Source organism: Blautia sp. OF09-25XD, from assembly GCF_003482095.1.
Classification (GTDB): domain Bacteria; phylum Bacillota; class Clostridia; order Lachnospirales; family Lachnospiraceae; genus Fusicatenibacter; species Fusicatenibacter saccharivorans.
This window is the reverse complement of the sequence record NZ_QUMG01000001.1, coordinates 110,799-128,490: the sequence shown is the minus strand read 5'-3', so window position 1 is coordinate 128,490 and position 17,692 is coordinate 110,799. Positions and strand designations below refer to the sequence as shown.

General features: G+C 47.9%; 13 protein-coding genes, 1 other RNA gene and 1 pseudogene. All 15 read right to left on the bottom strand.

Annotated elements, in window-relative coordinates:
- Positions 1-76: 76 nt before the first annotated feature.
- Entirely contained in the window at positions 77-1,675 is a 1,599-nt protein-coding gene (locus DXA93_RS00650) for a sensor histidine kinase (RefSeq protein WP_243109116.1), read from the bottom strand.
- Positions 1,672-2,355 carry a response regulator transcription factor gene (locus DXA93_RS00645; protein ID WP_022463300.1) on the bottom strand — a complete coding sequence of 228 codons (684 nt, stop codon included), beginning with the start codon at positions 2,353-2,355 and terminating at the stop codon, positions 1,672-1,674. Before DXA93_RS00645 ends, DXA93_RS00650 begins: the two co-directional genes overlap by 4 nt.
- Positions 2,356-2,615: 260 nt before the next feature.
- Complete coding sequence (locus tag DXA93_RS00640; RefSeq protein WP_117760383.1) at positions 2,616-3,719, bottom strand: glycerol dehydrogenase; 1,104 nt, start codon at positions 3,717-3,719, stop codon at positions 2,616-2,618.
- Positions 3,720-3,751: 32 nt separating this feature from the next.
- Positions 3,752-4,144: a hypothetical protein gene (locus DXA93_RS00635; protein WP_117760384.1), complete on the bottom strand. Its 393-nt coding sequence runs from the start codon at positions 4,142-4,144 to the stop codon at positions 3,752-3,754.
- 124 nt (positions 4,145-4,268) lie between these two features.
- Positions 4,269-5,558 carry an ATP-binding protein gene (locus DXA93_RS00625; RefSeq protein ID WP_118594709.1) on the bottom strand — a complete coding sequence of 430 codons (1,290 nt, stop codon included), beginning with the start codon at positions 5,556-5,558 and terminating at the stop codon, positions 4,269-4,271.
- A 223-nt stretch (positions 5,559-5,781) separates the two neighbouring features.
- Entirely contained in the window at positions 5,782-7,284 is a 1,503-nt protein-coding gene (locus DXA93_RS00620) for an ATP-binding cassette domain-containing protein (protein WP_330427200.1), read from the bottom strand.
- 362 nt (positions 7,285-7,646) lie between these two features.
- Positions 7,647-8,555, bottom strand: coding sequence for an aminoglycoside phosphotransferase family protein (locus DXA93_RS00615; RefSeq protein ID WP_119207621.1), 909 nt, complete (start codon positions 8,553-8,555; stop codon positions 7,647-7,649).
- Positions 8,556-8,741: 186 nt separating this feature from the next.
- Complete coding sequence (locus DXA93_RS00610; protein WP_022463307.1) at positions 8,742-9,218, bottom strand: LURP-one-related/scramblase family protein; 477 nt, start codon at positions 9,216-9,218, stop codon at positions 8,742-8,744.
- A gap of 199 nt (positions 9,219-9,417) precedes the next feature.
- Positions 9,418-9,775: a transfer-messenger RNA gene (gene ssrA / locus DXA93_RS00605) on the bottom strand.
- Between the two features lie 128 nt (positions 9,776-9,903).
- Positions 9,904-10,374, bottom strand: coding sequence for an SsrA-binding protein SmpB (gene smpB, locus DXA93_RS00600; RefSeq protein ID WP_022463315.1), 471 nt, complete (start codon positions 10,372-10,374; stop codon positions 9,904-9,906).
- Positions 10,375-10,393: 19 nt separating this feature from the next.
- The gene (rnr, locus tag DXA93_RS00595; RefSeq protein WP_055226555.1) at positions 10,394-12,223 is read right to left on the bottom strand and encodes a ribonuclease R; all 1,830 of its coding nucleotides are present in this window, start codon (positions 12,221-12,223) and stop codon (positions 10,394-10,396) included.
- A gap of 223 nt (positions 12,224-12,446) precedes the next feature.
- On the bottom strand, positions 12,447-12,683 hold the full coding sequence (gene secG / locus DXA93_RS00590) for a preprotein translocase subunit SecG (protein WP_055226503.1): 237 nt from the start codon (positions 12,681-12,683) through the stop codon (positions 12,447-12,449).
- An 85-nt stretch (positions 12,684-12,768) separates the two neighbouring features.
- Complete coding sequence (eno, locus tag DXA93_RS00585) at positions 12,769-14,112, bottom strand: phosphopyruvate hydratase (protein WP_118601218.1); 1,344 nt, start codon at positions 14,110-14,112, stop codon at positions 12,769-12,771.
- 560 nt (positions 14,113-14,672) lie between these two features.
- A pseudogene (gpmI, locus tag DXA93_RS00580) lies at positions 14,673-16,213 on the bottom strand (2,3-bisphosphoglycerate-independent phosphoglycerate mutase).
- A 180-nt stretch (positions 16,214-16,393) separates the two neighbouring features.
- Entirely contained in the window at positions 16,394-17,683 is a 1,290-nt protein-coding gene (locus DXA93_RS00575; RefSeq protein WP_055267016.1) for a homoserine dehydrogenase, read from the bottom strand.
- Between the last annotated feature and the right edge of the window lie 9 nt (positions 17,684-17,692).

Below are 17,692 nucleotides of genomic sequence, written 5' to 3'. Positions count from 1 at the left end.
ACCATCTTTTTCCTTTATGCAAGAAAAGCGCACCAGGAAAAGGCTGTATTTCCTTTTTCTGGCACGCTTTTTGCAATCATGCTTCTTCCGTTTTTCCATCTGCCTCCAGTGTGAACCAGAATGCCACACCGTTGTCGTAATTCTGGCAGCCGCACTGCTGCTGGAAGGAATCCATAATGGCTTTTACGATGGAAAGGCCGATGCCGCTTCCGCCGTATTCCCTTGTTCTCGCTTTGTCCACCTTGAAGAATTTCACCCATACCTTGTCGAGATCCTCCTCCGGGATCGGGTCCCCGGTATTGAAAACGGTTGTCTTTACGACATTCCCTTCTTTTTTGCAGCTGATCTCAATCGTGTGGTCGTAGTCCAGATGGTTGAGGGCATTCGTCAGATAGTTGGTGATAACCTCCTCGACTTTGAATTCATCGCCCCAGACATAGAGCGGGTCGCCGCCGGTAAAGAGCACTTTTGCCTCTTTCTGGCGGATCAGGATGTCGGAGGACTGCAGCACGCCTTTAATCACGGCGTTCAGATCGAACCGTTCCATATTGACCTGATCCTCACCGAACTCGAGTTGGTTCAGGTTCAGGAGTTTTTTGACCATCTCGTTCATCTTTGCCGCCTCGTCGATGATGACATCGCAGTAGAACTCGCGGCTTTCCTCGTCGTCGTTGATGTTGTCTTTCAGGCCTTCCGCATAACCCTGAATCAGAGCGATCGGGGTTTTCAGCTCATGTGTGACATTTGCGAGAAACTCGCGGCGCATTTCATCAATCTGCGTTTTTTTGTCAATATCTTTCTGCAGCTCAACGTTCGCACTTTTCAGCTCGGAAATCGCCTGCTCAAGCTGTTCGGACATGACATTGAAGTTGTTTCCAAGCTCGCCGATCTCGTCTTTTCCGCCGCTCACGTAGCGGGCATCGAAGTCAAGGGCTGCCATTTTTTTCGAAATTTCGGTCAGCTCCTGCACCGGACGGACGATCTGGCGGGTGATGATCCAGATCACAATGGCACCGATGATGATGATCGGAATGCCGATAAAGAGGTAAAACTGGTTGGAAAGGCCGACCGCATCCGTGATGCTCTCCAGCGGGCATCTTGCAAAGTAGCAGTTTCCATTGTCAAACCAGCCGATGATCTGCAGATACTCGGCATCGGCGTGGCTGTCGTAGAATTTCTGGATCTGATAGTTGTCTTTGCTGTCAACGACTTTGGTATTTGCCTGCTCGTTTCCGCTGATCAGGCCGAAGATCAGGGTCTGGAGGCTCTGGCGGTCGGTTGCGTTGGAATAGACGAAGCTGCTGAGCTCCGGTCCGGTGATAATGACTTTCAGGTTGTTGGTAACGCAGAACTGCTCGAAGGTATCAGGGATATCGTCGCTGTCTCCGCCTGTCGCATTCAGTTTCTGAAAGCTCTCTGCCAGAATGTGTTCTTTATCCCGGATATAAAAGGACCCGAGAAAGAAGTAATTGATCAGGCCGATGATAAGCAGGGTAGCCGCCATGGTCGCAATAAAAGTGTAGGCAATTCGTTTTTTGACGGAGTGTTTTCTTCCCTTTTGTGGCATTTTCAAGTGAAACCGGTGCTTTTTCTCCGTCTGGTTTCCCATTGTCACACGAGAATCTTCTGCAGGTATCTCCATGGAAGTCTCATTTTGTTTTTCTGTTCCGTTCATGATTCGTCCGCCTCGAATTTATAGCCCATGCCCCAGATGGTCTTGATTAAATCGCCTTTGTCGCCCATTTTGCTGCGAAGTTTTTTGACGTGGGTGTCGATGGTGCGGGCGTCGCCGTAGTAGTCGTAGTTCCAGACGTTGTTCAGGATTTTTTCTCTGGAGAGGGCGATTCCCTGGTTTTCGAGGAAGTAGGTGAGGAGTTCGAATTCTTTATAGCTTAACTCCATTGGTTTTCCGTCAATGGATGCCATGTGGGCGGCTTTGTCGATGCGGATGCCGCCGGCTTCTAATACGTCGTCTTCGCCGGTTTTGCCGCTGCGGCGCAGGATGGCTTCGACGCGGGCGACGAGGATTTTCGGGGAGAATGGTTTTGAGATGTATTCGTCTACGCCGAGGTCAAAGCCGAGGAGTTCATCGCGTTCTTCGCTTTTGGCGGTGAGCATGATGATCGGGACTTTGGAGTTCTGGCGGATTTCGCGGCAGACCTGCCAGCCGTCCATTTTGGGCATCATGACGTCGAGGATGATGAGGGCGATGTCTTTCTGGGCGTAGAAGGTGTCTACGGCCTGTTCGCCGTCACCGGCTTCGATGACGTCGTATCCGGCTTTTACTAAAAAATCTTTGACAAGTTTGCGCATACGGCTTTCGTCGTCTACTACTAGGATTTTTAATTTGTCCATGATTGAAAGTCTCCTTTATTTGACGGACGGAAAAAAAACGGCTGCCCGCCCGCTCGTGCTTTTTCCTAATCTCGTTGTGTTTTTATGTTTGATATTTTTACCATTTTACTTTAACATGGGTTTATGTTTTTTCTGTGAAATGGGGTGAGTTTATTTTAACATATAGAAAGGGAGTTGGAAACTTCTATTTTTTGTATTGATTAAATTTGGGTATGAAAAAAGATCTCCTGGGGTTGGCAGGAGATCTTTTTTCATACGGGTTATTCTTCTTCGTCGAGATAGTATCTACCGTAGGCGTCGGCTGCTTTAATGGCGGCGAAGACGGTCTCCGGGGTTACTTCGAATGGCATGTTGTGGAGGGTGTCGGTCTCTGCGCATGCGGTTTTGGCTACTTCCATGAGCTGGTCGTCGGTTACGTTTCCGGCACCGAGTTCAGCCAAGGTGACTGGGAGACCGACTTCGATGCACCATAAGATGATGTCTTCGAGTTCATCGAGCGGTACGTTTTCCAGGACGAGCTGAGTCAGGGTTCCGAAGGCTACTTTTTCACCGTGGTACATGTGATGGCACTCTTCGAGTACGGTGAAGCCGTTGTGGATGGCGTGGGCTCCTGCGAGGCCTGCGCTTTCAAAACCGATTCCGGAAAGGAGGGTGTTGGCCTCGATGACTTTCTCGACTGCCGGGGTGCATACGCCGGCTTCAAGAGCGATTTTGGCTTTTACACCTTCTTCCATCAGAGTGTCAAAGCAGAGTTTCGCGAGTGCCATCGCTGCCTCGGTTGTTTTTCCACCGGCGCAGGAAGTAGCTCCGCTTCTCTGGCAGGCTCTTGCTTCAAAATAGGTGGCAAGTGCATCACCCATTCCGGCTACGGTCAGGCGGACTGGAGATTTTACGATGATGTCGGTGTCCATCAGAACCAGGTTCGGGTTTGCCGGAAGGAAGAGGTATTTCTCGAATACACCCTCTTCTGTGTATACAACAGACAGTGCGCTGCACGGTGCATCGGTCGATGCGATGGTCGGGCAGATGAATACTGGTTTTTCTGCGTAGTAGGCAACTGCTTTTGCGGTATCAAAAATTTTGCCTCCGCCGACACCGATGACCAGATCACAGCCTTTTTCTTTCACGATAGCAACCAGACGGTTGATCTCACTCTCACAGCACTCGCCGTTGAAATAATCAAAAACAACGTTGCAGTCGCTTCCCGCAAAGCTTTCTTCGATCATTGTTCCGATCCGTCTGTAGCCTCCCTGGCTGATCAGAACCAGTGCTTTCTTTCCGCATTTTGCAGCATATGTTCCGATGTTTTTCATTTCCCCTGCGCCCTGTAAATATTTGGAAGGGCTGATTAAAATTTTTGCCATTTCTCTTACGCTCCTTTTTTGTTTTTTGAACGTCATCCTCCGCTTCTGGCGTTTTCTGCGAAAAACGAGTTTACTGCAGAACTTGTCTTTATTATAATAACTGTGCTGTAAAATTGCAAGAATATTTCCATCCAAAAAGCACCCAGGAAGTTCACATATTTCCCGGGATTTTTCGGTTTATTCTGCCTGATCGTAAATGATTTTGCAACGCAGCAGTCCTGTGCGTCGTTTGGGTAGGTATACGGTGCAAACAGATAGACAACTGTCGGGGCATCGTAAAAAGCATTCTGGATTGTGCTGTCATCAGCGATGCTGTCGGCTTCGAGAATTTTGTCCAGTTCTTCCTTTTTGATCTGCTCCGGCTGGTAAAACGGGTGGAATGTCTGGCTTTGATTAAAGTAACCGCCCCTCTGATACGTTTTCACATAAATTGGCTAAGGGTTGGCTGTGTTGACGATCGCATCGGCATGAACTTTTGTGATGTCGTTTCGGATGATTTTAAATGGCATGGGGATCACCTTCTTTCGTGGGATTTATAGCTGTTTTAATTTATAAGTTGCAAACAGCGTATAATGGTATATTTACCATCCGCTCCTGCTCTTTATACTTCAATGTTGAAAATCGAACTGCTTCTTCCGGCTGGAACTTTTCGCAATATGTTTTAAGACTATGGGATCGAATGTTCTGTTCCGCCTTTACTTCAATCGGCACAATACTCTTTGCCTTCTGAATCAGAAAATCCTGCTCGAAAGTTGCTTTTTCATTTCCATAATAATATGGCGTATAAGGGGTATCTGAAATCAACTGCTGCAGAACGTACTGTTCTGTAAGCGCGCCTTTAAATTCAACAAAAATATCGTTCCCCTCCAATATGGATTCTGCTGGCAGTTCACTCATTGCTCCGAGCAGTCCTACATCCAGTACGAATAATTTATATGCATTCATATTTTTATACGCCTTCAGCGGCATATGAGGCTCATTTACCCGGTTGACTTTATATACTAATCCACAATCCAGAAGCCACTGAATTGCTATTTCAAATTCGCTGCTTCTGGCTCCTTTCTTTATCTGTCCAAAGAAAAATTTTTTATTCTCCTTCGCCAGCTGCATCGGAATAGAATCCCATACCATTCGTATTCTTGGGAGAACTTTTGCTTCAATATGCTTTCCAAAATCACCCTCATACTGCCGTACAATATCACTCTGTATCTGTCGTACTTCTGCATAATCTTTATTCAAGCGAAATGCATCTACAACTGCTGGCATGCCGCCTGTATAATAATAATTTTTCAGCCAGAACAAATATTTATCCGCAAAATTGTCAATTAAATTGTAATCCTTTGTTTCCAATGCACTTTCCAGCCCTTCTTCGTCCATAGCGCACAGGAATTCTCTAAAATTGAATGGATATAAATCCAGTAAATCTACTTTTCCCACCGGATAGGATATTCCCTCATGAAGCGCCACGCCAAGAAGTGAACCTGCTGCTATTACATGATATTCCGGTGCTTCTTCGCAAAAATATTTCAAAGATTCCAACGCTTTCGGTGCATTTTGAATTTCATCCAGAACAATCAATGTATTCTCTGGGGTGATCGTTACGCCTGATTCAATATTGAGGTTCATAATAATACGTTTTATATCGAAATCCGTATCGAAAACCGCCTGCATTCTCTGATTATTGTAAAAAGAAATGTAGGCGGTTTTTTCATAATATGTCTTACCAAATTCTTTCATTAACCACGTTTTACCAACCTGCCGGGCTCCCATTAAAATCAGTGGTTTTCTGTTACTTTTTTTCTTCCAGTCTAATAGTTTATCCATTGCAAATCGACGCATGCTGACCTTCCTCCATTTCTCTTTTTTATTATTTCACATTTTTCCCTGGTTATTCTTACTCTAATTTAACATTTTTCCCGACCTAATTCAATATAAAATTAACATTTTTCCCGACTTCACCGGAACAGAATCTGCTGTGAAACCTTCTCTTAAGACAAACATAATCTCTCCACGGAAAAATACGACGGCCAGCCACCGTCGTATTTTTCGTTATCGAATATTTTTATTTTTCTTCTCTGATCAGTCTGAGTCCGTCTTTTTCCAGCAGATACTCCTTCCCGCACACCTCTCCGATATACTTCCTGTCATGCGAAATGCTGATGATGGCGCCTGGAAATTCGCGGAGCATTTTTCTTATGACCGGTCCCGATAAGGGTGAAAAGTTTCGGGTTGGTTCATCCAGAATCAGCACATTGGCATTGCCAAGGCTCATTTTCAGAAGCAATACTTTTGCCTTCTGGCCGCCGGACAGTTCGCGGATGGGGTGATCCATCTCGTCTGCCGTGTACTTCAGCGACCCAAGATACGTTCGTATCTTCGTCCTCTCACTCTTCTCCCCGGTGGAATCCAGAAAATCGACCGGCGTCATGGAAAAATCCAGCTGATCCTCGTAGTTCTGCGGCATGTAATCTACGCGGAGATCCTCCCGTTCTTTCAGCTCTGCCGCAATCTTTTTCAGCAGTGTTGTCTTGCCTGCCCCGTTCGGGCCGACAATGCATATTTTTTCCGGTCCTCTTATCTTTAAGGTGATATTTTCCGCCAGAACCCGCTCCCCATCCGGCGTTTCCAGTTTCGGAAGCTGATATTCGATGACCGTTTTCCCGGCGGGCATGGCTGCCTCTGCTCCTCCAAGCTGGAAGTAAATCGCTTCCTCCTGCTCCGGCATTTCTGTCATGCGGGCATCTTCTTTTTCAAATCTGCGGTTCATCGCCTTTACGGTATGCATTTTGTCCTTCAGATTTTTCGCCACGGACGGTGCCTGACGGGAACAGTTGCTCAAGGCGTTCTGCACGCTCTGGTATACCTTTCGGTATTTCTCATCGCGCAGCGCTTTCTCTCTCCTGTCACTCTGCGCCTTCTGTTCCTGGCGCTCGAAATTCTGCAGGCGCTCCTCTACATACGTCCGATAGGGAAGTTTCGCAACCGTGTATCTCGATTTTGTCTTCCGCACAATCTGTTCAATATGAATGACCATATTTGCCGTGTTTTCAATCAGCGTTTCATCGTGCGAAATAAAAACAACAATATGCTCCCATTCGCGGATCAGTTTCTCCAGAAGTTCCAGTGTCGCAAGATCAATATCATTTGACGGCTCATCCAGCAGAAGGACCGTGACATCCTCCATGAGAAGACGCATCATCTGCGCTTTCACCTTCTCGCCGCCGGAAAGCTCACTCATCTGCTGATCCCGATAGAAAAACTCTTCCGTCAGACCAAATTTTCTTGCCAGCACCGCCAGATCCTTCGGTGTCTGATCCCAGAACTTTTCTTTTTCATAGAAATACTCATACACCGTCTTCGTTTTCTCCGCCTCCGGAAGTTCCTGCGGCAGATATCCAAGCCGCTCCTTTCCGATGATGCGCTCGCCTGTGGATTCGATGTAATCTTCCGTCAGTGCGGGATCGTACATCCACTTCAGCAGCGTCGATTTTCCGTTTCCCTCCTCTCCAATGATAACGGCCTTATCACCGTCATTCAGTACAAGCTGAAAATCTTCGAGAATCACCCGCAGATCTTTTTTTATGTGTCAGTGTTAATTTTTTTATCTGCATCATACAGAAGTCCCCTTTGCTCCGGCAGCCTCTTTTCTGCTTTTTTACGCAAAACGAGCCTGCCCTGCGTACGCAAAACAGACCCGCAAAAAAATATCCCTGTTCTATTCTCATAAAAAAGGGAGATGATTCAGCGATTCTCGTCTTTAAGCGTACACGAAAAACAGGCCTGTTTTCCAGGCTGCCCGTTCTTTGTGTTTTTCTTAAAGTCGATTATCGCAGAAACATTCCCTCACCTTTACACCAATGGTGCTCTTTCTTTTTATTTTCTGTTCCCTATTATAGGACAACTTACAGATAAATGCAATCCGTTTTTTTACAAATTGAGAAGTTCCTCTGCCAGCGCCTGTGCATGTTCCAGATACCAGCCGTCTTCGTCCTCTTCTGCTTCCACAAACTCGATATACTCATTCAGCGTGGCCAGCTTCACATCCAGATTGAACTGTTCGCGTGAAATCTTTGTCTTTAACGCTTCATACATCCGATCCAGAAACAGCTCTTTCTGTGCATCGTTCATGTAGAACGGGAAAGTACTCCGTGTCTCGGTCGCATGTGCCAGGAATCTTGCAATGTCCAGAGAATACGGCATCATTCCACCAAATCCCCAGTCAATCATGACAACATTTTCGCCGTCATAGATCACATTCCACTGCAGGAAATCACCGTTTGACATCGTACATGGACAGATCAGCTGGCGGTCCAGGAACATCTGATACGCTTTCCGCAGAATTGGATCATCCACTACGGACGATGCTCGGCGCAGAACGCGTTTCCAGTATTCGACAAATCTCTGCTCCACTTCATTTTCCGGCGCTTTGTCCATCGACGGTGTCCAGAAATACGACTGAATTTTACTTAAGGTTTCTGCCGCTTTTTCTGTTGTCTCGTCCGTCATATCCCGCATGTCGTTTCCTTCTACATACTTCATGCAGATCCAGTCCGCATCCTCTGCCTGCCGCATGCCGACATACTGCGGTACGTGAAACTCTCCTTTTGACAGATACTGCACATAAATCTGCGCTTCTTTGCTGCCGGTTTTCTTCAGTGTATATTTTCCTGCATCTGTCTCGATCACATACACATCGTACTCCCGCACTTCATCTTCCGCCTCGCCCCACTGCTCGCAGATGCGGGAAACTGCTTTTACCGATTCTCCGGTGATGTCTGATGCCATTTTTCGGATTTCATCTGACTCTACCGGTTTCTGAAAATTTCCTAACTCCATCTCTTTTGTTTTATCCTTCCCATTTTCACTTTATTCCAGTACTACATCACATCTGTGATGCTTTTGTCATTCTGACTTCCAGTAACTCAATTTTTTCCATATGCTTTTTTATCCAATTACGCTTGCTCCAAACGGCATAAACGAGAGCCTTGCCAGCTCCCCTGACGCCATTCCAGACACTGCCAGCTATCCATTATTTTGTGAACAGTTTGCCGCATCGATCGCCAGCACCAGTAATAATGCCGGAATTTCATTGCTCGGATTATCATATTCGATGACATACGTGTCACCCCAGCTCAGAAGTTTTTTATGTACGTGGACGACTGCACTGCAGGCTTCATATACATCGTAATCCCATCCCATGAAGTCACCTTCTGCACGCCATCCCATGAAATCTACATCGTATTTGGGGCGGAACAGTGCAAAACGTTTTTCGATATGTCCCATTAACTGCCCGTTCCATTCAATTTCAAAAGTCGGAAGAAAGCAAAATAATTTCTGTTTGATAAACCCAATTTCATTATGCGCCGCATCGTACACATGCAGACGGTGTCCCAGCGAGATAAATTCATTTTTCACAAAATACTTTTGGTTCCCCTGCTCGTCATAGATATCATACGTGTCTGACCAGGAAAATACACGTTGTTTGATTAGTAACTGCATATCTGCTCCCCTTTTCATTTTTCTATCAGAAAATCGACTTTTTTATGGAAAATTTTTCCTTTTCCCCTTAATTTTCGACCGCGATTTTGACCCCATTTTTTTCGGTCTGAAACGGTCTAAAACGCTATTTTTGCCCTGTTTTTTCTACCCAAAATGTACAAAAAAACCGCTAAAACACTGGATTTTAGCGGTTTTTCAGGTATGGACCTGAGGGGAATCGAACCCCTGTCCGAAAGCCTATTCATTCAGGCATCTCCCATTACAGTCATTCTATTAAAGGTTCCCCCATCGGCACGCCGGATGACAGGCTTGCCGCTTCGGTAGCTTCATAAAATCTTCCATCTCCGCAAAGCTTTGGAAACGAAGTGCTCCGCATCTGTTTGATGCCAGGAGAATAGCCGCGGAAAACTATTCAGCTGACAACGCCGCACTTAGGCAGCGTACGCTACGTAATTATCGTCTGCGTTTAAATTTAGGTTCCAGGTTGATGACGCGGTCCCGGAGTCCACGAATGGCTTCCCAAACTTCAAAACCCCCGTCGAAACCAGTACAAGCCCGTGCTGGCTCTACAGACGCTTTTCTTTGATACGGGGACGCAAACAGATCGTCCCGGTGCAGTGAAAACTCTCTTTCAACTGCCGTATATTGTATTATAGTCTTTCCCCATACTTTTTGTCAAGGATTTTTAATACAGATTTTTAACTTTGAAATCTCTCTCCGCCTCACGTCTCTGATCCTTCTTTGCGATATCCTGCCGTTTATCATACAGTTTTTTACCGCGTGCCAGACCGATCTCGACTTTTACGAGGCTGCCTTTAAAATACACCTGCAGCGGAACGAGCGTGTAGCCTTTTTCCTTGATCTGCGCCTCAAGTTTGCGGATCTCATAGTCGTGCAGCAGCAGTTTCCGGATGCGCAGCGGGTCTTTATTGAATATGTTGCCCTTCTCGTACGGACTGATGTGCATGCCGTAGATGAATACCTCATCACGCTCAATGCGGATGAAGGACTCCTTGATGCTGCATTTTCCCATGCGGAGGGATTTTACCTCGGTACCGGCAAGGGAGATGCCGGCCTCGTATTTATCCTCGATAAAATAGTCATGATATGCCTTTTTATTGTTGGCAATCATTCGATTTCCTTTTTGTTTTGCCATAACTTTTTCCTCCAAGGATTTATTCTGTCTCGGTTTCTTTTTCTACATACGTAAAATCGATTGTCCGGTTGGCAGGCTCGGCGTTTCGGACACGGACACGCACCGGCTCACCAAGGCGGAATACTCTTCCGTGCTGCTCTCCGACCAGACGGTAATTTTCTTCATCGAAATTGTAATAATCGTCTTTGAGTGTCATAATGTGAACGAGTCCCTCGACGGTATTTGGCAGCTCTACATAGAAGCCCCAGCCGGTCACGCCGGAAATGACGCCGTCGTACTCTTCGCCGACATGCTCCAGCATATATTCGGCTTTCTTCAGTTTCACAGCCTCTCTTTCTGCCTCTGCAGCACGCTGCTCCATCGCACTCGACTGCTCCGCCACATGCTGCAAAATGGACGAATATTTGCCGATTCTGCCGCCCTTGTCGAGACGTCCCCGCAGATCATCCTTGATAATGCGGTGGATCTGCAGATCCGGGTAACGGCGGATTGGTGAGGTAAAATGGCAGTAATATGACGCTGCCAGTCCGAAGTGGCCGCTGCATTCCGGGGTATAAATGGCTCTTGCCATCGACCGGAGCAGCAGGCGGCTGATCAGCGGCTCTTCCGGGGTTCCCTCGATGCTGGTGAGAATCTTCTGCACCTCACCCGGCGTAATCTCATGGGAACGCTTTTCGACTTTGATGCCCTGTTCACGGATCAGCGTCAGCGTTGCCTCCATGCGGTCTCCGTCCGGCTTGTCATGCGTCCGGTATAAGAACGGGATTTCGCGTGTGCAGTATTCCTCTGCCACGGTCTCGTTCGCCATCAGCATGAAGTCCTCGATCATCCGTGTTGCCACGTTCGACGGATACGGGCGGATCTCCACCGGCGTCCCTTCTGCATCAAGAATTACTTTGCTCTCCGGGAATTCAAAATCAATTGCTCCGCGTTCTTTCCGACAGCTCCGGATCAGTGCAGACAGTTCCTGCATCTGGCGGAACATCGGAACCAGCTCATGATATTCCTCCAGCAGCTCCGGATGTGCTTCCGGCTCGGTCAGGATTGCATTGACGGCGGTGTAGGTCATGCGGCGGTCCACGCGGATCACCGTCTCAGCGATCTGATGGCCGATCACACGGCCTTTCTCGTTGATCGTCATAATACAGGAGAGTGCCAGGCGCTCCTGTCCTTCATTCAGGGAACAGATGCCGTTTGACAGACGCTTCGGCAGCATCGGAATAACGCGGTCCGGCAGATAGACACTGGTGCCGCGCTTTAACGCCTCACGGTCGAGGGCGGAATTTTCCTGCACATAGTTGCTCACATCAGCGATATGAACGCCAAGCGTCCACGTATCGCCCGCTTTTGTGACGGATACGGCGTCATCGAGGTCTTTGGCATCCTCGCCGTCGATTGTCACCATCTGCCAGCTTTTTAGATCGAGGCGGCCGTTGTAATCGTTTGGAATTACTTCCTCCGGGCATTTTTCTGCCTGTGTGATCACGCGTGCCGGGAACTCCTCCGGGATCTGGTAAGCGTCCACGACTGCCTGGATATCGACAGTCTGGATACGCGGCTTCTTCTCTGTGTCGCCGTCCTTTCCATTCTTTCTGCGGAATCGGTCATCGCGTCCTCTTCTGCCCTGCTCTCCGGCGCGGCGGTCTCTTTTTTCCCGTTTTTCCGTCGTTGTGGATGCACCGCGGCTCTTCTGGTAACGGCCGTCGGAGATCACATCGATTTTTCCTTCTTTTACCAGGATTTCCATAACCTCCGCAAGCTCCGACCGTTTTGCTTTCGGCACCTGCAGCAGCATGGCAATGTCTTTCAGACGCATCGGCTCATAGTTTTTCGAGCTTACGAGATCCATGAGCAGCGTCTTGCGGTTTTTCAGCAGTTTCGAACTTCTGGAACGCGGATGGCCCGCATGACCGCCATGGTTCCCGCTGTTCTGTCCTGCATGGGACGCCGCGCTGCCCTGCGGATATTTCCTCCGATCTTTTTTCTTCTTATTATCTTTCATCTATTATCTCCTCTTTGTAGAAAAAGACACCCTTACGCCTTCTCGTGGGAATAAGGATGTCTTTACTTTGCTAAAAATTCATGTTTAATACAACCGACAGTACAATAAACAGAACTGCCATGATTTTTGTTGCACGGATCAGAGTTCCTTCTGCAGAACGGCTTTTGTTTCTTCCCCAGTAAGTGTCTGAGATACCTGCGATAGCACCGAGACCCTGCTGTTTTCCTTCCTGCATCAATACAACAACGGTTAAAGCAATACAATCAATGACATAAATGACTGTCAAAATCGTTCTTAAAATTTCCACAATTACACCTCCTACGGCCAACTTATATTATTTTACCATAGCGGAAGAACGATTTCAACTGTTATTTGCCTATTTTAGCCGTTTTTCACCACTCTCTTACGCCGGTTCCCTTTTGCGGGAACGGATTCCGGTATTTCGCTTCCTCACCGAGGCGTTCCTCGATGCGGAGAAGCTCATTGTATTTCGCATTCCGCTCCGACCGGCACGGTGCTCCGGTTTTGATCTGGCCGGCGCCTGTCGCGACGGCAAGGTCTGCCAGAAAATCATCCTCTGTCTCTCCGGACCGGTGGGAAATGACGGCGCGGTACCCTGCTCTCTGCGCCATCTCCACCGCATCCAGCGCCTCAGAGAGCGTTCCGATCTGGTTTACCTTGATCAGAACCGCATTTGCCGTGCCAAGTGCAATGCCGCAGGAAAGCCTTCTTACATTCGTCACAAACAGATCATCCCCGACCAGCTGTACTCTGTTCCCGAGCGCTTCCGTCATCTGTTTCCAGCCTTCGAAATCGTCCTCGCACAGCCCGTCTTCGATGGATACGATCGGGTATTTTTCGATCAGTTCCTCATAGTAGGCAACCATTTCTGCGGTATCCCGAAATACTGTCTTTCCGCACTGACGGGATTCCCCGGGAAAGTAGTAGACGTTCCTGCTCTCCTCGTAGAGCTCGCTTGCCGCCGCATCGATCGCGATCATCACGTCGTTTCCGGGCGCATAGCCGGCTTTCTGGATCGCATTGACAATGAGCTGCAGTGCTTCATCGGAATCCTTTAAATCCGGCGCAAAGCCGCCCTCATCGCCGACAGAAGTCGAGTATCCCTTCTCCTTCAGGAGCTGCTTCAGCGTATGGTAAATCTCCGCGCACATGGAAAGACCCTCCCGGAATGAGGGAGCGCCGCACGGCATAATCATAAATTCCTGCAGATCGACGGTGTTGTCGGCATGACGGCCGCCGTTTAAAATATTCATCATCGGCACGGGCATACGGCTTGTGTGGCAGCCGCCCAGGTACTGGTACAGCGGCAGATGAATCGCATTTGCCGCCGCGCGCGCCACAGCAAGTGAGACACCGAGAATGGCGTTTGCCCCGAGGTTTTCTTTCGTTTCGGTTCCGTCTGCCTGGCACAGGATATGGTCGATCCGCTCCTGCTCGAGCGCATTCTCGCCGACAACGGCATCGGCCAGCACGGTATTGACCGCTTCTACAGCCTTTCTCACGCCCTGCCCCAGATAGCGCACTTCCTGATCTCTTTTTTCCAGTGCCTCAAATTTTCCTGTCGATGCCCCGGACGGCACCTGGGCACGCCCCATATGGCCTTCCAGTCCGAGAATCCCCTCCCCGACGGCCACTTCCACCTCTACGGTCGGATTTCCGCGCGAATCCAGAATTTCTCTTCCTGTCACGCTTCGAATTGGTAAATATCGAAACATAGTTTTCCCTCCTGTTTTGCTGCAAAGTGAACAGTAACCAAGTTTCTTCTCTGCGTTCACAGTATGACCGTGCTATGGGAAAAATATGTTGCTCTCTCTGTCGAAACCTCTTTTTTCCAGTCCTTATTCTTTTCAAACATAAAAAAACGCAATATGAAAGCCATCCGATTTTTCCATTTTCGGATGCTTTCATAAGTTAGAACTGTGCATTGGACTGAATCCTTTCTTTTTTGTTCTTTTGTTCTTTTGTTTCACTTTGGGGTACTTCGTTACGTTTTCTTGGGTCCATACCTTCGCTTTCTTAGTTTATGGGGTAATTCGTTATGTTCTCGGTGGTCCGTCCTCTCTTTCTGTTTTTTTTCTTCCGTTTTCTTTTGTTGACTTTACTATATCAGTTTTCTCACCGTTTGTCAACACTTTATTTTGATTTTTTATCTGTTTTCCATTTTTATTCTGTCTCTTATTGCGTAATTATTTTTATTTTCAGATTATTATAATAAAATATCCCTGCCGCACCCGTTTCAAAACGAATCCGGCAGGGACATTTTCACGATTTCTCTTTATTTCTTAATCAGCAGGGATTTTCCTGTCATTTCTTTTGGCTGCTCCATGCCCATCAGCTCGATCAGAGTCGGTGCGATGTCTGCCAGGCAGCCGCCCTCTCTTAACGTGTAGGATGGATCTGCATTAACCAGAATGAACGGAACCGGATTGGTGGTATGAGCGGTGTATGGCTCGCCGGTCTCATAGTCTACAAGCTGCTCTGCATTTCCGTGGTCCGCACAGATGAACATCTGGCCGTCAACCTCTTTTAATGCCTCCACTGCTTTGCCTACGCACTCATCAACAGCCTCAACTGCCTGGATTGCTGCGCTCTCAACACCGGTATGGCCAACCATATCCGGATTTGCAAAGTTGATGATGATAACATCATATTTCTGGGAACGAATAGCATCCGTCAGCTTGTCGCATACTTCGTAAGCACTCATCTCCGGCTTCAGGTCATAAGTAGCAACCTCGGGGATTTTACAAGGATTCTATCCTCACCTTTATTTGGCTCCTCAACGCCGCCATTGAAGAAGAAGGTTACATGTGCATATTTCTCGGTCTCAGCAATACGTGCCTGAGTCATGTTATGTGCTGCCAGATACTCACCGAAGGTGTTGGTGATCTCTTCTTTTTTGAATGCAACGGATTTGTTCGGGATAGTCTCATCGTATTCCGTGAAGCATACGTAGGTCAGATCCAGACGTTTTTCTCTCTCGAATCCGGTGAACTCATCTGCACAGAATGCTCTTGTCAGCTCTCTTGCACGGTCCGGGCGGAAGTTGAAGAAAATTACAGAATCTTTATCCTGAATCGTTGCAACCGGTTTTCCGTCTTTTTTCAGAACGGTCGGCAGAACGAACTCATCGGTTTTTTCAGCATCATAGGAAGCCTGAACAGCCTCTGCTGCATCGGTTCCTTCTACGCCTTCCCCTTTTGTCAGAGCTTTGTAAGCCAGCTCGACACGATCCCAGCGGTTATCACGGTCCATTGCATAGTAACGGCCGGAGATCACGCCGATTTCGCCGACACCGATCTCATCCATTTTTGCCTGCAGCTGCTCAACATAGGATTTTCCGGATGCCGGAGGAGTGTCACGGCCATCCAGGAAGCAGTGTACATAAACTTTCTCGAGACCCTTACGTTTTGCCAGCTCCAGAAGTCCGAATACGTGGGTGATGTGGCTGTGAACACCGCCGTCAGAAAGAAGTCCGAACAGGTGCAGTGCGGAATTATTTGCTTTTGCATTTTCAACAGCCTTTACCAGCTCTTCATTCTCGAAGAAATCGCCGTCCTGGATTGCTTTCGTGATTCTGGTCAGCTCCTGATATACAACGCGGCCTGCGCCCATGTTCAGATGGCCTACCTCAGAGTTACCCATCTGTCCGTCCGGAAGACCTACAGCAAGTCCGCTGGCCTGTCCTTTTACGTACGGGCACTGGCTCATCAGCTGGTCCATAATCGGAGTTTTCGCTTCGCAGACAGCGTTATGCTCGCATTTGTCATTCAGTCCATATCCGTCAAGAATCATTAATACGGTTGGTTTTTTACTCATTGTGAATTCCCTTCTTTACTTAAATTTTGGGTAACAATACAGAGCCCCGTCTCGATTCCGCTTACGCTGCATCTCGATGTTGCTTTTCGCCATATGAAACTCCAGAAAAAGCGCTCCTTCATGCAAGCATGATTCGCGATTTTTCTTCCATTTCGCATGGCTCTGAATTGTTACATTTTGTTAGTATACCCGGATTGTCGAAGAAATCTCCTGGATCATCGACATTCCGCCTAAAATCTGCATGGCATCCTCAAAATGGCGCTCTTTGACCTCGTCCGTAATAACGACGATCTCGGCGTATTTTCCATTGACACGTTTCTGAAGCATCTGTGCAATCGAAACCTTGTTGTTTCCAAAGACAGAAGCTACCGATGCCAGCGTTCCATACCGATTTTCAATCTGCATGCGTACAAAATATTTCGACTTAATTTCGCCGACACGCTTGATCGGGCATTCCCGGTAGCATGTGCAGCCGATTCTGCCGCAGCAGTTCCATAAAATATTGCGCACAACATCGAAAATATCGCCCACAACGGCACTCGCAGTCGGAAGCTCTCCGGCACCTCGTCCGTAAAACATCGTATCCTGTACGGCATCGCCTGTCAGGAATACGGCATTGTAGGAATCATTGACAGTCGCAAGCGGATGATTGCTGTCGATCAGCATCGGATGAACGCGGGCTTCGATTCCTTCCGGGGTATCTTTTGCCACGCCGAGCAGCTTGATCGTGCATCCCATCTCTTTTGCGTACTCGATATCGGTCGCCGTGATTTTGGTAATGCCTTCGGTGTAAACATCTTCAAATGTCACTCTGGAGTTGAACGCTGCCGAAGCCAGGATTGCTACCTTGCGGCCGGCATCAAGACCTTCCACATCTGCGGTCGGGTCTGCTTCTGCATAGCCCATGTCCTGCGCCAGACGGAGCGCATCACCAAACTCCATGCCTTCCTGCGACATTTTTGTGAGAATGAAATTTGTGGTACCGTTGAAAATACCCATCAGCTCTGTGATATGATTGGCGGCAAGGCACTGTTTCACCGGACGGATGATCGGAATTCCTCCCGCCACGGATGCCTCATAGAGAAAATCTTTTCCGTTTCTCTTTGCTGTTGCAAGGATTTTTTTGCCCTCGGATGCCACCAGATCTTTATTTGCCGTTACAACATTCTTTCCAGCATCCAGGCAGGCAAGAATGTAATTCATGGCCGGCTGTTTTCCACCCATAACCTCAACAACAATCTCGATTTCCGGGTCATTGGCAATCTCCTCGAAGCTGGTGGTAATGATGGAGGGATCGTCAACCTTTGCAGCTGCTTTTTCCACATTGCGCACAAGAATTTTTTTCAGCTCTACACGTGCTCCCAGCTTCGGAAGCATTTCCTCCTGCTGGCTTTTCAGCACTTTATACACACCGGTACCGACAGTACCAAGACCCAGCATTCCGATTTTAATTACTCTTTCCTCTGCCATACTCATCTC

What these genes read in the sequence shown, in the direction of transcription:
- DXA93_RS00645 (WP_022463300.1), bottom strand. Translation starts at nt 2,355, where the DNA reads ATGGACAAATTAAAAATCCTAGTAGTAGACGACGAAAGCCGTATGCGC.
- DXA93_RS00625 (WP_118594709.1), bottom strand. Translation starts at nt 5,558, where the DNA reads ATGCGTCGATTTGCAATGGATAAACTATTAGACTGGAAGAAAAAAAGT.
- smpB (WP_022463315.1), bottom strand. Translation starts at nt 10,374, where the DNA reads ATGGCAAAACAAAAAGGAAATCGAATGATTGCCAACAATAAAAAGGCA.
- DXA93_RS00610 (WP_022463307.1), bottom strand. Translation starts at nt 9,218, where the DNA reads ATGCAGTTACTAATCAAACAACGTGTATTTTCCTGGTCAGACACGTAT.
- DXA93_RS00615 (WP_119207621.1), bottom strand. Translation starts at nt 8,555, where the DNA reads ATGGAGTTAGGAAATTTTCAGAAACCGGTAGAGTCAGATGAAATCCGA.
- DXA93_RS00650 (WP_243109116.1), bottom strand. Translation starts at nt 1,675, where the DNA reads ATGAACGGAACAGAAAAACAAAATGAGACTTCCATGGAGATACCTGCA.
- DXA93_RS00575 (WP_055267016.1), bottom strand. Translation starts at nt 17,683, where the DNA reads ATGGCAGAGGAAAGAGTAATTAAAATCGGAATGCTGGGTCTTGGTACT.
- rnr (WP_055226555.1), bottom strand. Translation starts at nt 12,223, where the DNA reads ATGGATCTCGTAAGCTCGAAAAACTATGAGCCGATGCGTCTGAAAGAC.
- DXA93_RS00640 (WP_117760383.1), bottom strand. Translation starts at nt 3,719, where the DNA reads ATGGCAAAAATTTTAATCAGCCCTTCCAAATATTTACAGGGCGCAGGG.
- eno (WP_118601218.1), bottom strand. Translation starts at nt 14,112, where the DNA reads ATGTTTCGATATTTACCAATTCGAAGCGTGACAGGAAGAGAAATTCTG.